The 18021-nt window shown below is 68.4% G+C and carries 3 protein-coding genes; 2 read left to right on the forward strand and 1 reads right to left on the reverse strand.

What is annotated here, in order from left to right; all coding sequences use genetic code 11:
- Positions 1-10 precede the first annotated feature (10 nt).
- Complete coding sequence (locus tag KY501_RS01130) at positions 11-7633, forward strand: non-ribosomal peptide synthetase (protein WP_224360463.1); 7623 nt, start codon at positions 11-13, stop codon at positions 7631-7633.
- A gap of 31 nt (positions 7634-7664) precedes the next feature.
- Positions 7665-16364 (forward strand): non-ribosomal peptide synthetase, encoded by an 8700-nt coding sequence (locus KY501_RS01135; RefSeq protein ID WP_224360464.1) that lies wholly within the window; start codon positions 7665-7667, stop codon positions 16362-16364.
- A gap of 21 nt (positions 16365-16385) precedes the next feature.
- Here KY501_RS01135 and KY501_RS01140 read toward each other — a convergent pair whose 3' ends face one another.
- Complete coding sequence (locus tag KY501_RS01140; RefSeq protein ID WP_224360465.1) at positions 16386-17732, reverse strand: serine hydrolase domain-containing protein; 1347 nt, start codon at positions 17730-17732, stop codon at positions 16386-16388.
- Positions 17733-18021 lie beyond the last annotated feature (289 nt).

Below are 18021 nucleotides of genomic sequence, written 5' to 3' on the forward strand. Positions count from 1 at the left end.
CATTCGATCCATGCAACCCGCTTCGAACTCCAGTGGCTTTCCTCTCTCTCCCCAACAGCGGCGGCTCTGGCTTCTGCGGCAGGGGGGCGCCGTCTACAACTCGGTCATGGTGTTGGAGCTGCGAGGGCCGCTGGTGCCCTCCCGGCTCCGCGAGGCGCTGACGGAGGTGGTGCGGCGGCATGATGGGCTCCACTCGCGCTACGTGCAGCGCAACGATCTGCGCTTCCCGCTCCAGGCGTCCGCGGGGGACGTGGAGATTGAGCTGGAGGAGCTCTCCGCCAGCACCCCGGAGCAGCGGGAGCGGCTGAGCCAGGAGTTGGCGCTCTCCGGGCTGCACCAATCTTTCGAGTACGGAGCTGCGCCCCTGCTGCGCGCCACGCTGGCCCGGCTGGGGGAGGGAGATCATCTGCTGAGGGTGATCCGGCCCTCGCTCTCGGGCGATGCGCAGTCGCACTGCCGGTTCGCCGAGGAGGTGCTCGCAGCCTATGAGGGCCGGGAGCTCGAGGAAGAGCCCGGGCTGGAGCACGCGCAGTACGCGGAGTGGCAGAACCAGCTCCTCGCCGAGCCGGAGCCCGCCGCCGCGGAGCACTGGGCGCGCGCCACCTCCTTGGTGAAGCCTCTGACGCTCCCCTTCGAGCGTCTCCAGCGTCAGGGCCCGTTCCGCCCCGCCAGTGTGGAGCTTCGGTTCGACAGCGGGCGTTATGTCCCCGAGTCCCTCCTGGCGATTGCACGGCGGTGGGGTGTGGCGCCCGGCTCGCTCCTGGCGGCCGCGTGGAGCGCTGTGGCGGCCCGGTGGCTCGAGGCCTCGGAATTAGTGCTCGGTTTTGTGGAGCCCGCGCGCCCCTATGACGAGCTGAAGCGCGTCCAGGGGTTGCTCGCCAAGATGGTCCCGATCGCCGTGCCGCTGGCTGCGGAGGCACCCCTTCGGGACGCGGTGCGCGCCATTGAGCAGTCGCTCGAGCAGTCGCGGGACTGGATCGAGCACCTTGCCTGGGACACGGCTCCGGAAGTGCCCCAGAACTCGTTGCCAGTGGGCTTCGAGTTCCAGGAGGCCCGGCTGGGAGGCCCGGAGCAGGGGAGCGTTCGTGGCCGGGTAGAGCGGCTGCTGGGCGCCTCGGAGAGCTTCGTCCTGAAGCTCTCGTGCGTGGATGATTCGCGGGGGATCTCCTGCGAGGTGATCTTCGACGAGAACGCGGTGGACGCAGCCTCCGCGAAGCTGGCGGCCCGGATGGTGGTGGACTTCCTCGCGAGCGTGGCGCGTGAGCCCGATGCTCCGCTTCGTGGACATTCGCTGCTCGATCAGGCCGCGCTGCTCCCGGTGGCAGGGCCCGAGGACGAGGGGGCGCGCCCGCGGACCGTGGTGGAGCTCTTCGAGGACTGCGCCGCCGCGGCGCCCGGGACTCCCGCGCTGATCCAGCGGAACCGCACGCTCTCCTACGCCGAACTCAACGCGGAGGCGAACCGGCTCTCGCGTCACCTGCGTTCGCTGGGCGTGGGGCCGGAGGCCATCGTCGCGGTGGCCGCGGATCGCTCGATCGAGACCGTGGTGGCCATGTTCGCCATCCTCAAGGCGGGCGGAGCCTTCCTGCTCATCGATCCCAGCTATCCGCCCGAGCGCATCACCTACATGCTCGGGGACGCGAAGGCCCTGCTGGCACTGGGGGCCGGGGAGCGGCGCGAGGCCTTCTCCGCCGCGCCGCGGTTCCTGGCGCTCGACACGACTGACCGCCCGTGGCTCCAGGAGTCCGCCGAGAATCTGTCGCTGCCAGTCGCTCCGGAGACGCTGGCGTATGTGCTGTACACCTCGGGCTCGACGGGCCAGCCCAAGGGCTGCCAGCTCGAGGTGCGCAACCTCAGCCATTACATCGGCTGGGCGAATGCCTCCTACTTCGAGGACGGCCGGGCGCGCGGCAACTTCGGGCTGTTCACGTCCCTGTCCTTTGATCTGACGCTCACGAGCGTGTTCTGCGCGCTGACGCGGGGGCGCACCCTGCATGTGTTCGACGGGGCCACGGAGACGCTCGAGGTCCTCCGCTCCATGTTCTCGGAGGGCAGCGAGATCGACGTGGTGAAGATGACGCCCTCGCACATCTCCCTGGTGGACACATTGGGGCTGGCGAGGACCGGCGTGCAGAAGGTGATCGCCGGCGGCGAGGCGCTCACCCACGAGCACATCTCCATCCTGCGCAGGCTCAACCCGGACATCCAGATCTACAACGAGTACGGCCCGACCGAGACGACGGTGGGGTGCGTGGTGAAGCGGGTGGAGCCGGGGGACGAGCGGATCCTCATCGGCGTGCCCATCGCGCGCACGCAGTTGCTGGTGGTGGATGAGGCCGGAAAAGCGCTGCCTCCGCTGGTGGCTGGAGAGCTGCTCATCGCGGGAGAGGGCGTGGGCCGTGGCTATGCCAACGCTCCGGAGCGCACGGCCTCGAAGTTCGTGCTCCATCCCGGGCTGCGGGGCCGCGCGTACCGCACGGGCGACAAGGTCCGAATCCTGGCCCATGGCGAACTCGACTATCTCGGCCGGATCGACGATCAGGTGAAGGTGCGGGGTCACCGCATCGAGCCGGGAGAGATCGAGCAGCACCTGCTGCGCCACCCCGCGGTAAAGCAGGTGCTGGTCATGGCTCGGCGCGTGCGAGGGCCTGAGCCCGAGCTGGTGGCCTACGTCGTCACCGCCGGAGAAGTGCCTGCCACCGAGCTGCGCGAGCTGCTCCGGCGCACGCTCCCGGAGCACATGGTCCCCGGCTGGTTCGTGCGGATGGAGCAGATGCCGCTCACCCAGAACGGCAAGATCCACCGCGCTGCCCTGCCCGAGCCGGAGCAGGCCGCCGCCCGGAGCCGCGTCCTGCCTCGGACCCAGCTGGAAGAGCGGATCGCCCAGGTGTGGCGGGCCGTGCTCGGCCTGGAAGAGGTCGGCATCCACGACGGTTTCGCGGAGCTGGGTGGGCACAGCCTCAAGGCCATGCAGGTGGTGGGGCGGTTGGGGCAGGAACTCGGGATGCAGTTGTCGCTGCGAGAGCTGCTCGACAACCCGACGATCGAGGGGCTTGCCGCGCTGGCCGAGCGCCGCAGCACTTCGTCCGTGCAGGTGATTCCGAGTGCTCCCGCTCAGGAGCACTACGCTCTCTCCGATGCGCAGAGACGGCTCTGGACGCTGGAGCAGATGGACGGGCCTGGCAGCGTGTACCTCATCAGCGCTGCATTCGTGCTGGAGGGAGAGCTGGAGATCGAGGCCCTGCGCCGGGCGCTCGCCGCGCTGGTCGCGCGCCATGAGCCTCTTCGCACCTCCTTCCACGAGGTGGAGGGAGAGCCCCGGCAGCGCGTGCACGCCCACGTCGAGCTTCCTGTCGAGCTCGTTCCGCTGCTTGGCGCCAGCGTGGAGGACGCGCGAGTCCAGGAGCACGTGGCGCGGATCACCTCCGCCCCGTTCGAGCTGACGCGCGCGCCCTTGCTGCGGGTCCAACTGCTCCAACTGGCGGGCACACGGCACCTTCTGGTCTTCGCCATGCACCACATCATCAGCGATGGGTGGTCCGTGGCTGTGATGGCCCGGGAGCTGGCGCATCTGTACGCCGCCGAGCGGACGGGGCAGGCTGCCTCGCTGCCTCCGCTGCGGATCCATTACAAGGACTACAGCCACTGGCAGAACGGGCGCCTCGCCGGGCCCGAGGGCGAGGCCCTGCGCCGCTACTGGCACGAGAAGCTTCGGGATCCACCTCCGGCGCTCGATCTACCCATCGAGCACCCGCGTCCCCCGGTTCGTACCTACCGGGGCGGCTCGGTGGTGTTCCGGTTGTCCGCCGCGGAGACCGCCGCCCTGGAAGGACTGGGGCGGCGCCAGGATGCGACCTTGTTCATGGCGCTCGTGGCCTCCGTGAAGGCACTGCTCTACCGCTACACCGGGCAGGGAGAGCTCGTCGTCGGCACCGCGATCGCGGGCCGCAGCCACCCCGATGTGGAGCACCACATCGGCGCGTACCTCAACATGCTCGTGCTGCGCGATACGGTGCGGGGGCAGGAGGGCTTCACCGCGCTGCTGGACTCCGTGCGCCGCACCGCCCGTGAGGCCTACGAGCAGGCGGAGTACCCGTTCGATCGGCTCGTGCGCGAGCTGGATGTCGTGCGCGACGCGAGCCGCTCGCCGCTCTTCGATGTGCTGGTGGTGCTCCAGAACAACGCGCTCCCGGTGCTCGGGATGCAGGGGGTGACGATCACTCCGGTGACGTTGCCGGTGCGCACCAGCGCGTATGATCTGTCGTTCGAGTTCACCGAGGTGGAGGGAGGACTGGCCTGCGAGCTGCACTACAACGCGGGCTTGTTCAGCGAGGCTCGCATCCGGCGGCTGGGCGAGCACTGGAGGACCCTTGTCTCCAGCATGGTGGCCGAGCCCACGGCGCCACTCCACCGTGTGGCGATGCTCCCTCCGGCGGAGCGCGCGGCGCTCAGCGGTTCGTTTGCTCGGGTAGAAAGCCCGGGACCAGGGACGCTCGTGGACGCGGTGCGCGAGCGTGTTGCACGGGAGCCCGAGGCGCTGGCGGTGGTGTGCGGCGAGGCCCGGCTCACGCTGGCGGAGTTGGATCGCGGCGCCAACCGCATCGCGCGGTATCTGCTGGAGGAGCGGAAGCTGCGGCGTGGTGGCGTGGTGGCGGTGGTGGCCTCGCGCACCGAGCGGATCCCGGTGGCGCTCGTGGGAGTGCTCAAGGCGGGTGGCCTCTACCTGCCGATCGACGCCGAGTATCCAGTGGAGCGGGTGCGCTTCATGCTCAGCGACAGCCGGGCCGAGGTGGTGCTGGCGGACGCGCGCTGGGCGGGGTTGCTGGCGGGTGGCGAGACTCCCGTCGTCGAGCTGGGCTCATCCGCGCTGGCTGGAGTGGCGAGTGATCCTGGGCTCTCCTGCCAGCCCGACGATGTGGCTGCGTTGATTTACACCTCGGGCTCCACGGGCACGCCGAAGGGCGTGATGATGGAGCACCGGGGGTTGTTGAACACGGCTCGTGAGTTCAACCGGCTCTGCGGGGTCGAGCCCGTGGGCCGCATCCTCCAGTTCGCATCGCTGGCGTTCGATGCCGCCCTGCTCGAGATGACGATGTCACTGGTGGGCGGGGCTCCGTTGGTGGTGGCCGGGCGCGAGGTGATCGAGAACACCTCGGCCTTCACTGAGTACCTGGAGACTCATCAGGTTTCGTTCGCCATTCTGCCGCCTGTGTATCTGAGCGCGCTGGAGAGGCACGAGCTGCCGACGTTGAGGACGTTGGTGACGGCGGGAGAGGCGGCGAACGCGGAGGACGCGAAGTGGTACGCGAAGAGGAAGAGGTACATCAACGCGTACGGCCCCGCGGAGTGCTCGGTGTGCGTGTCGATGTACGAGGTGAAGGAGGGAGAGGAGTACGCGAGGGGAATCCCGGTGGGTCAGGCGTTGAGGAACGTGGGGGTGGTGGTGGCGGACGGGGAGCTGAACGCGCTGCCGGTGGGAGTGGTGGGAGAGGTGTGCGTGAGGGGAGTGGGAGTGGCGCGGGGTTATTTGGGAAGGCCTGAGCTGACGGCAGAGAAGTTCGTGGAGCACGCGGAGTACGGACGCGTGTACCGGACGGGGGACTTGGGGAGGTGGAGCGAGCAGGGTCAGTTGGAGTTCGTGGGGAGGAAGGACGGGCAGGTGAAGATTCGGGGCCAGCGAGTGGAGGTGGAGGAGGTGAGGAGGAGGGTGCTGAGCCTGGTAGGGGTGGAAGAGGCAGTGGTGCTGGTGGAGGAGGTGGCGGGTGGCAAGGAGCTCGCGGCGTACGTGGTGGGCAGTGGCGCGGTGAGTGAGGGAGAGGTGAGGAGGTGGGTGGGGCAGGGTCTGCCGGCGGCGATGGTGCCCGGGAGGGTGAGGGTGTTGGAGCAGCTGCCGCTGACAGCCAACGGGAAGGTGGACCGTGAGGCGCTGAGGCGCTGGGAGCAGCAGCAGCCGAGGGCTGGAGCCGCGGAGGAGAGCCGGCCGAGGACGGAAGCCGAGCAGGTGTTGGCCGAGGCATGGCAGAGGGTATTGGGAGTGGAGAGAGTGGGGTTGAGGGAGAACTACTTCGAGCTGGGAGGCGACTCGATCAAGGCGATTCGAGTGTCCAGCGAGGTGAGGAAGAAGGGCTGGCAGGTGGAGGTGAGGCAGGTGTTCATGCACCCGACGGTGGAAGAGCTGTCGGTGTGGATGAAGAGGAGGAAGGAGGAGAGGAGGGAGGAGGGGAAGGGAGAAGTGGAGCTGACGCCGATACAGAAGTGGCTGTTGGAGCGGGTGGAGGTGAAGCACCGGGACCACTTCAACAACGCGGTGATGCTGAAGATGGAGCAAGGGGAGAGGGTGGAGGTGGAGGGGCTGAAGAGGGCGCTGAAGCAGGTGGAGAAGCAGCACGAGGCGTTGAGGCTGAGGTGGAGGGAGGAGGGGGGGAAGGTGAGGCAGTGGTACGGGGAGGAGCAGGAGGGGGAGAGGGAGTGGTTGGAGGAGAAGGAGGTCGGGCCCGGAGAGGGCTGGCAGCAGCAGCTGGAGCAGGAAGCCGAGAGGCTGCAGAGGAGCCTGAGCCTGGAGAAGGGCCCTGTGTGGAGAGCGGGGCTTGTGAGGACGCCAGAAGGGGAGCGAGTGTTGTGGGTGGTGCACCACGTGTCTGTGGATGCGGTGTCGTGGGGAGTGCTGGTGGAGGACTTGGCCAGCGCGTACCGGCAGGCGGTGGAGGGAGCCGCAACGGTGGTGCTGCCCGAGCGCAGCGACTCGTTCCAGGCTTGGTCTCGCTTCCTTCACAGCTACGCGGACAACGTCAATCCGAGCGAGCGGTCCTATTGGTCGGAGGTGGAACGCGCGCTGTCCTCGGTGCCTTCCCTGCGTGGTGAAGGGCAGGGGGCACGGGGGCGCAACCAGGACTCCGGCTCGGTGGAGCTCGTGCTCTCACCCGAGCGGACCCGTCTGCTCCTCGGCAACGCGAATCGGGCCTACAACACCCAGGCGGGAGAGCTTGTGTTCGCGGCGCTCGCGCGTGCCCTCCAGGCTTGGATGGGCAGCCACCGCATGGCGTTCGCCATGGAAGGGCACGGGCGGACTCTCTCCGCCGCAAGCGAACTCGATGTGTCTCGCACCGTGGGTTGGTTCACCTGCCTCTATCCGGTGGTGCTCGCGCTGCCCACTCGCGATGACATCGGCCAGCACATCAAGCAGGTAAAGGAGACGCTCCGTGCCGTGCCCGAGCAGGGCATCGGGTACGGGGTGCTCCGGCAGGCGGGGCTCCTTCCGCGCTCGGAACAGGAGCCGCAGATCAGCTTCAACTACCTCGGCCAGAGTGAGGGAGGCGCATCTCCCGCGCCGTTCGCGCTGGCTCCGGAGTCCACGGGCACCATGCAGCACCCGGAGGCCTCGCGCCTCTTCGACATCGACATCCTCGCCTCGGTGGCTCGCGAGGCGCTCCGCGTGGACATCTCCTTCGACACCACCGCGTTTGCACGGACGCGGATCCAGGAGCTCGTCACCGGGCTCCAGCGGGAACTCGAACACGTCATCACCCACTGCACTACCCGAGACGCTCCCGAGCTCACGCCCAGCGACATCGACTACGCCGGGCTCAGCATCGATGAGCTGGACGCGGTCATGAACGCGATCTCGGGAAAGTGACAGCCGTCCTCTCGTACCGGTTCAGCCTCGGATGATCGAACGAAGCAACATCCAGAACCTTGTCGCCCTCTCGCCCATGCAAGAGGGCATTCTGTTCCATGCGCTGTACGAGCAGGCCGGGGAGACGTACTTCGAGCAGGCCCTCCTGCGCGTGCAGGGAGCGCTCGACATCGCTTGTTTCGAGCGGGCTTGGAACGAGCTGCTGCGCCGCCACGAGGCGCTCCGCACCGTCTTCGTCGTGAAGAACGTGCCGAAGCCGTTGCAGGTGGTGCTCCGGGAGCGGCAGATTCCGCTCGCCTTCCGGGATCTCTCCGGCCTGGGCGAGGTGGAGCAGCGCGAGGCGGTGGAGGCCTATCGCCGCGAGGACATCGCCCGCCCGTTCGATCTCAGCAAGGATGTGCTGCTGCGCGTCGGGCTCCTGCGGATGCAGCCCGAGCTGCACATGGTGGTGCTCAGCTTCCACCACATCCTCATGGATGGGTGGTGCCAGGACATCCTCCAGCGCGAGCTGATGGTGATCTACCAGGCGTTCCGCCAGGGGCAGCCCTCGCCGCTGCCCGCGGTGGCGCCCCCGTTCCGGCGCTACGTGAAGTGGCTGGAGCAGCAGGATCGTGCTGGGGCCCTGGCCTTCTGGACGCGGTACCTCGATGGCTACACCCAGGCTGTGCCCTTCGCTCGGGGACCGGCACCCGCGGATTCCACTCCCGCGGCGCTGGAGCACCACCACCTCGAGCTGTCTCCCGAGAAGACGGCCGCGCTGACCGCGCTGGCCGCCCGGTGCGGGGTGACGGTGGGGACATTGGTGCAGACCGTCTGGGGTCTCCAGCTCTGTGCCTCCCGAGGCGCTCGGGATGCCGTCTTCGCCACGACGGTGTCCGGCCGTCCCCCGGAGATCGATGGCGTCGAGTCCATCATCGGCCTGTTCATCAACGCCGTCCCCACCCGCATTCGCGTGCGCGAGGACGAGTCGTGGTTGGAGCTGCTGCGGCGCGTGCAACGGGAGCTGGCCGAGTCCACGCCGTACCAGTTCTGCCCGCTCGCGGACGTGCAGGGCCAGACGCCGCTCAAGCGGCAGTTGCTCGATCACGTCGTGGTGATCGAGAACTTCCTTCAGGAGGACGTGTCCCGCGTCCAGGAGCGTGAGGCGGCGGCGGGCCTGCGGGTCTCTCAGGTGGACATCCTCGAGCGGACCAACTACCCGCTCACCGTGCAGGTCCACCTGGGCGAGCGCCTGCGCTTTGGCTTCCAGTTCCAGACGCCACGGGCCGAGCGCGCGGAGGTTCTCGCGGCGGGTCGGCGCCTGGAGGCCGTGCTGGACGCGGCGCTACGTCCGGACGAGCCGGTGGGCAAGGTGCTCGGACAATTGGCGGCGGAGGCTCCCGCGAAGCCCGCGGCCAAGGCCGCCCGCCCCGTGCCGGTACTCCCGGTGGTGATCTCCGCCACCTTCACCGCCGATCCCGTGATGCCGTACGTGCGGTGGTGGTGCGCGCAGGCCTCCATCCCCACCGAGGTGGCGGTCGCCCCCTACAACCAGGTCTTCCAGCAACTGCTGGATCCCTCCAGCGCGATGGCGCGCAACAAGGGCGTCAACGTGATCCTCGCGCGCTGCGAGGACTGGGTGCGTGACGCGGAGGAACTGCCGGAAGAGGCACGGCTGGCGCACCTCTCGTCGACGTTCGATCGGTTTGTCTCCGCCCTGGAGTCCCAGCCCGCAGATCGGGCCACGCTGGTGGGGCTTTTTCCCGTCACGGGGCAGTACGCGCGCTCCGCCCGCGAGCGAGAGTTGCTGGAAGAGCTGGCGCGGAAGCTGGCGAGGGTGGTGGAGCGTGCCCCCGCCCTGCGTGCGCTCGATCTGACGCGGTTGGCGGAGCAATTCCGGATCGACGAGGTGGTGGATCCGCGCCAGGATCGAGCCGGACACCTGCCGTACACCGAGGCTTTCTTCGCGGCTCTGGGCACCTCCATCGCGCGAGCCCTGCGAGCCCTGCGGCACGAGCCCTTCAAGGTCATCGCGGTCGACTGCGACAACACTCTCTGGCGTGGCGTCTGTGGCGAGGACGGAGCGTTGGGAGTGGAGATCGGCCCGGGTCACCAGGCCTTGCAGCGCTTCCTGGTGGATCGCGTGGCGGAGGGCTTCCTCATCGTCCTGTGCAGCAAGAACGTCGAGCGGGACGTCTGGGAGGTGTTCGACCGCCACCCGGGGATGATCCTCGGGCGCAAGCACGTGGTGGCCACGCGGATCAACTGGCGGCCCAAGCCGGAGAACCTGGTGGAGCTCTCCCAGGAACTGGGGCTCGGGCTGAACAGCTTCTTGTTCCTCGATGACAGCGGCGTGGAATGCGAGCAGGTGATGCGGGAGTGCCCGGAGGTGCTCGCCATCCGCGTGCCCTCGGATCCCGCGGCGCTCCCGGCGTTGCTCTCGCACGTCTGGGGCGTCGATGTGTGGCGCGCCACTGAGGAGGACCGGCGTCGCAGCGAGATGTACCAGGCCGAGACCCAGCGCGAGGACGAGCGCCGCTCGGCCGCATCGCTCGAAGTGTTCCTCGCCAGCCTGGATCTGCGGGTGCGGATGACCCGAATCAGCTCCGCGCAACGCGCCCGGGCCGCGCAGCTGACCCAGCGCACCAACCAGTTCAACCTGAGTACCCGGCGTCGCACCGAGGCCGAGCTGACGCGCCTGCTGGAGGAGCCGGAGTTCCTAGGGCTGGCCGTCACCGTGAGCGATCGGTTCGGTGACTATGGGTTGGTGGGTCTCGTCTTCGCTCGTCCGGAGGCTCGGAGCCTCGTCATCGACACCTTCCTGCTGAGCTGCCGCGTGCTCGGGCGAGGGGTGGAGGACGCGATCATGGCCACACTCGGAGGCATCAGCCGCGAGCGGGGCCTGGAGCAGGTGAGGGCGCTCTTCGTGCCCACGGCCCGGAACGAACCCTTCCGGGACTTCATCGCCCGGGCGGGTTGGCACCTGGATTCCGAGAGTGAAGCGGGGCGGCTCTATACAGTCGCTGTGGCGGCGTTGCCCGCCATGCCTGCCCATGCACGTTGCGAGCTCGATCTGATCGGAGAGCCAGAGGTGCCTCGTGCGGAGGCCGTGGCGCCGCCCGAGCCGGTGCAGGCGCCCGCTGTGGTTTCCGCGCCGCAGCCAACGGTCGTGGCCTCTCAGGGGCCGGGTGCCAGCTATTCGCCCGAGGAGCGTGCCTGGTTGGAGGCGCGGGAGAAGGACGCTCGGCTGCGCCACCGGTGGCATTACCTCCCCTTGCTCCATTCCACGGGAGCGCGGTTGCTGGCCCTGCCGGTGGAGCCCGAGGCGGCCTCGCAGGCGGTGGCTTCGTCCACTCCGCTCCGGACCGCGGCCGAACTGGCGCTGGCTGCCATCTGGCGGGACATCCTCCCGCGGACCTCTCCCGGAGCGGACGACGACTTCTTCGCGCAGGGTGGGCACAGCATCAAGGCGGTGCAGTTGCTTTCGCGCATCCACCGGGATCTCGGCGTGGAGGTGACGCTCAAGGAGATCTTCGATCACCCGGTGTTGGCGGACATGGCTCGCCTCGTCGAGCGTGCGGGCCGCACAGCCTCCGCCCCCATCCCGGAGGCTCCGGCGATGGCGGACTATCCGCTCTCCGTGACGCAGCGGCGGCTGTGGGCCTTGGAGTACCTCCAGGGTGGCGCGTCGGCCTATGTCATGTCCGGCGCGGTGGAGATCCGCGGCGAGCTGGATGTGGAGGCGCTCGAAGGGGCGTTCCGGCACGTGGTGACCCGGCACGAGGTGCTCCGTACAGCCTTCGTGCTCGAGGGCGATCAGCCCCGGCAGGTGGTGCGGCCTGAGGTGCCGTTCCTCCTGGAGCGCGTGGACCTCTCCGGTGCGGGCTCCCGGGAGGAGCGCCTGGCAGCGGCGCGTGCGCTGGCGGAGCAGGAGGCCGCCTTCCGCTTCGACCTCACGCGCGGTGGGTTGATCCGTGCGGTGCTGGCCCGGCTCGATCCGGCTCACCACGTGTTCGTCTTGAGCCTGCACCACCTCGTGGGAGATGGCTGGTCCCACGGCGTGTTGTTGGAGGAGGTCGCCGCGTGCTACCGCGCGCTCCGCCGCAAGGAGTCGCCCGCGTTGCCCGCGCTGCGAATCCAGTACAAGGACTTCGCAGCCTGGCAGGAGTCCTCCCTGCGAGGCCCTACCGCCGAGCAGCACCGGCGCTACTGGCTGGAGGCGTTGAGCGGCGAGGTGCCCGTGCTGGAGTTCCCGACGGACTGGCCTCGGCCCGCGGTGGCCTCGTTCGAGGGGCGATCGCACGTGATGGTGCTCGACCCCGCGCTCACGGAGGGGCTCTATGCGCTGTGCCGTCAGCATGGCGTGACGCTCTTCATGGGGCTGATGGCGGCTCTCCGGACCCTGTTGTTCCGCTACACTGGTCAGCAGGACAGCATCGTGGGGACGGTGGTGGCCGGCCGTGCCCATCCGGATCTGGAGCGCCAGATCGGCCCCTACCTCAACGTGGTGGCGCTGCGTGAGGCGGTACGGGGCGCGGAGCCTTTCTCGGAGCTGCTGCGCCGGGTGCGCAAGGGCACGTTGGAGGCTTTCGAGCACCAGGACTATCCATTCGACACCCTGGTCGAGGAGCTGGGCCTGCAGCGTGATCCCAGCCGCTCGCCGCTCTTCGACGTCATGCTGGTGGTGCAGGACGGAGAGCGGGCCGAGCCCGAGTTGGAGGGCGCGCGCCTGTCGGCCTTCGGTGGCGAGTCGGGCGCGGGCAAGTTCGATCTCACGTTCAACGTCACGCCTCGGCGGGGAACCGTGGAGATCCGGATCGAGTACCGGCCGGATCTGTTCTCGGCGGCGCGGATTGCTCGCATGGAGGGGCACCTGCGCACCCTGGTGGCGCATGCCATCCGTGAGCCGGACCGGGCGCTTCACGGGTTGGAGCTGCTCACTCCCGCCGAGCGCACAGCGCTGCTCTCGCCCCTTCCGGAAGGCCCGGGCGATGCGCGTCTGGACTCCACGCTGGTTGATCTGTTCGAGCAGCAGGTGGTTGCCACTCCGGAGCAGGTGGCGATCATCTCCGGCTCGGAGCGCGTGAGCTACGCGGAGCTCGATCGGCTCGCGGGGGCGATCGCGGGGCAACTGCGGGAAGCGCTGGGGCTGGCGGAGGGAACCGTCGTGGGCGTGCTGCTGAGCCGGGGCGTGTGGTCCACGGCCGCGCAGGTGGGAATCCTGAAAGCGGGATGCGTGTACCTTCCGCTCGAGCCGGAGCTCCCCGAGGCACGGCTGCGCTACATGATCGGTGACAGCCGGTGTGGCGCCATCCTCACGGATGCCAAGGGCGTGCAGCGGCTCGGCGAGCTGGAGGGCGCCTTGCTCGTGGATGTCGAGCGGCTCGTGGAGCAGGCGCCCATTCCCCGCGTGGAGCGGAGTCGCCGCTGCTCGGATGCGGCGTACATCATCTACACCTCGGGCTCGACGGGGATGCCCAAGGGGGTGGAGTGCCACCATCGCGGGTTGATCAACACGGTGATCGAGCAGATCCACGGCTTCCAGATCGAGCGGGCCAGCCGGGTACTGCAGTTCGCGTCGCTGGCGTTTGACGCCTCGATGTCGGAGGTCTGGACCGCGTTGCTGGCGGGGGCCACGCTGGTGGTGGCTGGGCGTGAGGTGATCGAGAACACCTCAGCCTTCACTGCTTATCTCGCTGAGCACAACGTCTCCGTGGCCACCCTGCCGCCTGTGTATCTGAGCGCGCTGGAGAGGCACGAGCTGCCGACGTTGAGGACGTTGGTGACAGCGGGAGAGGCGGCGAACGCGGAGGACGCGAAGTGGTACGCGAAGAGGAAGAGGTACATCAACGCGTACGGCCCCGCGGAGTGCTCGGTGTGCGTGTCGATGTACGAGGTGAAGGAGGGAGAGGAGTACGCGAGGGGAATCCCGGTGGGTCAGGCGTTGAGGAACGTGGGGGTGGTGGTGGCGGACGGGGAGCTGAACGCGCTGCCGGTGGGAGTGGTGGGAGAGGTGTGCGTGAGGGGAGTGGGAGTGGCGCGGGGTTATTTGGGAAGGCCTGAGCTGACGGCAGAGAAGTTCGTGGAGCACGCGGAGTACGGACGCGTGTACCGGACGGGGGACTTGGGGAGGTGGAGCGAGCAGGGTCAGTTGGAGTTCGTGGGGAGGAAGGACGGGCAGGTGAAGATTCGGGGCCAGCGAGTGGAGGTGGAGGAGGTGAGGAGGAGGGTGCTGAGCCTGGCAGGGGTGGAGGAGGCAGTGGTGCTGGTGGAGGAGGTGGCGGGGGGCAAGGAGCTTGCGGCGTACGTGGTGGGTGGAGAGGGAGTGAGCGAGGGTGAGGTGAGGAGGTGGGTGGGGCAGGGTCTGCCCGCGGCGATGGTGCCCGGGAAGGTGAGGGTGTTGGAGCAGCTGCCGCTGACAGCCAACGGGAAGGTGGACCGTGAGGCGCTGAAGCGTTGGGAGCAGCAGCAGCCGAGGCCTGGAGTCGCGGAGGAGAGCCGGCCGAGGACGGAAGCCGAGCAGGTGCTGGGAGAGGCGTGGCAGAGGGTGTTGGGAGTGGAGCGGGTGGGTTTGAGGGAGAACTACTTCGAGCTGGGAGGCGACTCGATCAAGGCGATCCGAGTGTCCAGCGAGGTGAGGAAGAAGGGCTGGCAGGTGGAGGTGAGGCAGGTGTTCATGCACCCGACGGTGGAAGAGCTGTCGGTGTGGATGAAGAGGAGGAAGGAGGAGAAGAGGGAGGAGGGGAGGGGAGAGGTGGAGCTGACGCCGATACAGAGGTGGCTGTTGGAGCGGGTGGAGGAGAAGCACCGGGACCACTTCAACAACGCGGTGATGCTGAAGATGGAGGGAGGGGAGAGGGTGGAGAGGGAGGCGCTGAAGAGAGCGCTGAAGCAGGTGGAGATGCAGCACGAGGCGTTGAGGCTGAGGTGGAAGGAGGAGGAGGGGGGGAAGGTGAGGCAGTGGTACGGGGAGGAGGAGGGGGAGAGGGAGTGGCTGGAGGAGAAGGAGGTCGGGCCCGGAGAGGGCTGGCAGCAGCAGCTGGAGCAGGAGGCCGAGAGGCTGCAGAGGAGCTTGAGCCTGGAGAAGGGCCCTGTGTGGAGAGCGGGGCTTGTGAGGACGCCGGAAGGGGAGCGAGTGTTGTGGGTGGTGCACCACGTGTCTGTGGATGCGGTGTCTTGGGGAGTGCTGGTGGAGGACCTTGCCAGCGCGTACCGGCAGGCGGTGGAGGGAGCCGCAACGCTGGTGCTGCCCGAGCGCAGCGACTCGTTCCAGGCCTGGTCTCGCTTCCTTCACAGCTACGCCAGCAGCGCCGAAGTGCGCGCGGACGAGCCGTACTGGACGGCCGTGGACGCCGAGGTGAGGCAACTGGGGGCTCTGCCCCGTGAGGTGGCAATCCCGGGCGCGGGAGCTGAGGTGGCGGCGAAGCTCCAGGTCGAGCTCGACGCCGAACACACCGCCGAACTTCTCCGCAAGGCAGGAGCGCTGGGACGGCTCGGGATGAGCGGCCTGCTCGTGACGGGGCTCGCGCGCGCCTTCCATGGCTGGACTGGCACGCCACGGCTCGCGCTCGCCATGGAAGGTCACGGCCGTGAGCACGTCCCCGCCGAGCTGGATATCAGCCGGACCGTGGGATGGTTCACCGCGCTGTACCCCGTCATCGTCGATGCTCGGCAGCCCGCCGCCGTGGACGAGCACCTGCGCGCCGTGATGAAGGCGCTGCGCTCCGCCGCGCGACGAGGGCTCTCCTATGGGCTCCTGCGCTACCTGACGTCTTCAGAGTCCTCCTCGAGCCGGCTCTGCGCCGAGCCAGCCGTGGGCTTCAACTACCTCGGGGAGATGCGCGAGTCCTCCGTGGGTGGCTTCGTCGAGGCGAGCGAGTCCACCGGCTCCAGCCGGAGTCCTCGCGCGGAGCTGCTGAGGGACATCGAGATCGACGTCCTCGTGAAGCAAGGGCGGCTCTACCTGCAGCTCGCGTATGACCGCCAGCGCTTCACTGAAGCCACCATGCGGCGCCTGGCCGAGGGCACTGTCCAGGAGGCGCTCCAGGTGGCCCGGCGGGCATCCGTTCGCAACCCCGCGGCAGGGCCTGTCCGCCTGTACTTCCTGCCTTTCGCGGGAGCCAGTGCAGAGGCCTATCAGCCCTTCCAGACCCGCCTTGGCGGCGAGATCGAAGTGGTGCCCGTGGAGCTGCCCGGCCGAGGCGTGCGCGCCTCCGAGCCACCGCTGGGAGGCATCGGAGAGATGGCGGAGGCCGTGCTGGAGCGCATCCGCGCGGATGGTGATGGCCCCTATGCCCTGTTCGGGCACAGCATGGGAGCGCTCCTGGCGTATGAGGTGGCGCGAGCCGCCGCCGTCGCGGGCTTGGAGGAGCCACGCCACGTCGTCTGCAGCGGGCTCGGCGCGCCGTGGCGGTTGCCGGTGCGAGAGCAGCCCCTTGCTGACTCGGAGCTGCTCTCCGGGCTCCTGCTGTCCGCGCAGGTGGACGACGAAGAGCGCCACCGCCGGCTCGCGCTCCTCCGCGCCGATGTCGAGGCCGTCGAGCGCTATCGCCATCAGCCTGGCCAGTCGCTGAGTGCTCCGCTCCTGATCCTCACAGGCAATCAGGAGGGGATCTCCGACGAGGATGTGCAGGCCTGGAAGGATGCGACCCGTGGCGGGATGATGGCGCGGCGCTTCGAGGGCAACCACCACTTCCTCTTCGAGAACGCGGCGCGCATCGCGGAGCTCATCTCCGAGACGCTGCTGGAGTGAGCCGGGCCGCCCCCAGGGGCGCTACGGGATCTGCTTCCCGGCGCTCTTGCCGCCCATCCAGATCTCCATCTGGCCTTGCGTGCCGTGGTGGAACTCGATGGGCGTGCCCTCGAGCGTGCCGAGATCGTTGCGCAGGGTGAAGTCGTTGTCTCCGTAGGGCTCGAGCTCCATGGTCATCTCCGGATCCGAGAAGGAGCTGGCGGCCATCAAACGATCCTGGTCGATGTAGATGCGCAGCTTGCCGAAGATGGTGGAGTACGTACCGACGTACCGCGGCCATACCGAGCGATCTGGCTTGAATTGGCTCGGTGCCCGATAAGCCAGGGGCGTAGCGGAGGGGGGCTCGGCGCCAGTCAACAGCGCGGCGACTCCCTGGGCAATCTCCCACTGCGTCGTGGTGTCCAGGTTGGCCAGCGTCGCCACCGCCAGCCCTTCATCGGGCAGCAGCAGGAATGAGGAGGCGCTGGTCAGCACATCCCCCTGATGGAAGACCGCGGGCTTGTCGAGCAGCGACGCCACGTACCACCCCATGCCGTACATCGGAGAGACGGGCCGCCAGAGGGTGTCCACGGACTGCGGGGAGACCACCTGGGCAGTGTGGCCCTTGCCATGGGCCAGCATCGCGCCGAGGTACTGGGCCACATCCTGCGCCGACGTGAAGAGGGCCGAGCCCGCCGGGTTGTGCGAGCGGGACCAGGGTTGCTGCCGGGGCTGGATCTCGCCGCGCGTCCACACGTAGCCCTGGGCGAGCGCCCTCTCCGGAACCTGGCTCTTGTCGAACGTCGACTCCGCCATCTCCAGCGGCTGGAAGACGGTGCGCGCCATGGCCTCCTCATAGAGCGCGCCGGAGACTTGTTGGAGGATGAGGCCGGCCACGGCGAAGCCGTCGTTGGAATACTCGAAGTTCGAGCCGGGCTTGGAGTTCAGCCGAACACCCGCCAGCGCGCGCACGCGCCGCTCCAGCGCTCCGTCATCCTGCGCGCCGTCCCACAAGAAGCTGCCGGGCAGCCCCGAGGTATGGGATAGCAGGTGCTTCACGAGGATCTGGTCCTGAAGTCCATCCGCCGTGCGGAACCAGGGTAGATAGCGCGTCACCGGCGCCTCCAGATCCACGTGGCCCTGCTCCACCTGATGCATCAGCGCCAGCGCCGTCATGGACTTGGTGGTGGACCCAATGGACACGCGCGTGTGCCCTGTCATCGGTGCGCCGGTCTCCAGGTTCGCGCGCCCGTAGCCCCGGACATAGACGGTCTGGCCTCCTTGGAGGATGGTCAGCGACAGCCCTGGCACGTGCCCCTGGTCCATCCGTTCGGCGACGAACTGATCGATGCGCTCTTGCAACTCTCGCGGTAAAGCGTTCTGGGTCACCGGATCCTCCGACGTCGGGTCCTGGGCGGAGAGGGGCTGCTGGCAGCCAGTGCAGCAGAGAACACCGAGCACGGCGAGGAAACGAAAAGTTGGTCTTATCCACATGATCATGGCTCCTGGAGGGACACTTCATGTGTGGGCTCCAGGGCTCCCCTTGAGTGGCGTTCACGCGCATGAAAGGCCCGTGAACGCCGCCGCTCTCGAACACCCCGTGCGCTGGAATCTGTTACCGGGGTTCGCCAGGCGCGACTGCCAGGCCGCTCTGCTGACAGATGCTGAATGCTTGGTG

This window comes from Hyalangium versicolor (assembly GCF_020103695.1).
Classification (GTDB): Bacteria; Myxococcota; Myxococcia; order Myxococcales; family Myxococcaceae; genus Hyalangium; species Hyalangium versicolor.

Bases quoted from the DNA above. Each gene is read 5' to 3' on its own strand.
- KY501_RS01130 (WP_224360463.1), top strand. From the start codon at position 11: ATGCAACCCGCTTCGAACTCCAGTGGCTTTCCTCTCTCTCCCCAACAG.
- KY501_RS01135 (WP_224360464.1), top strand. From the start codon at position 7,665: ATGATCGAACGAAGCAACATCCAGAACCTTGTCGCCCTCTCGCCCATG.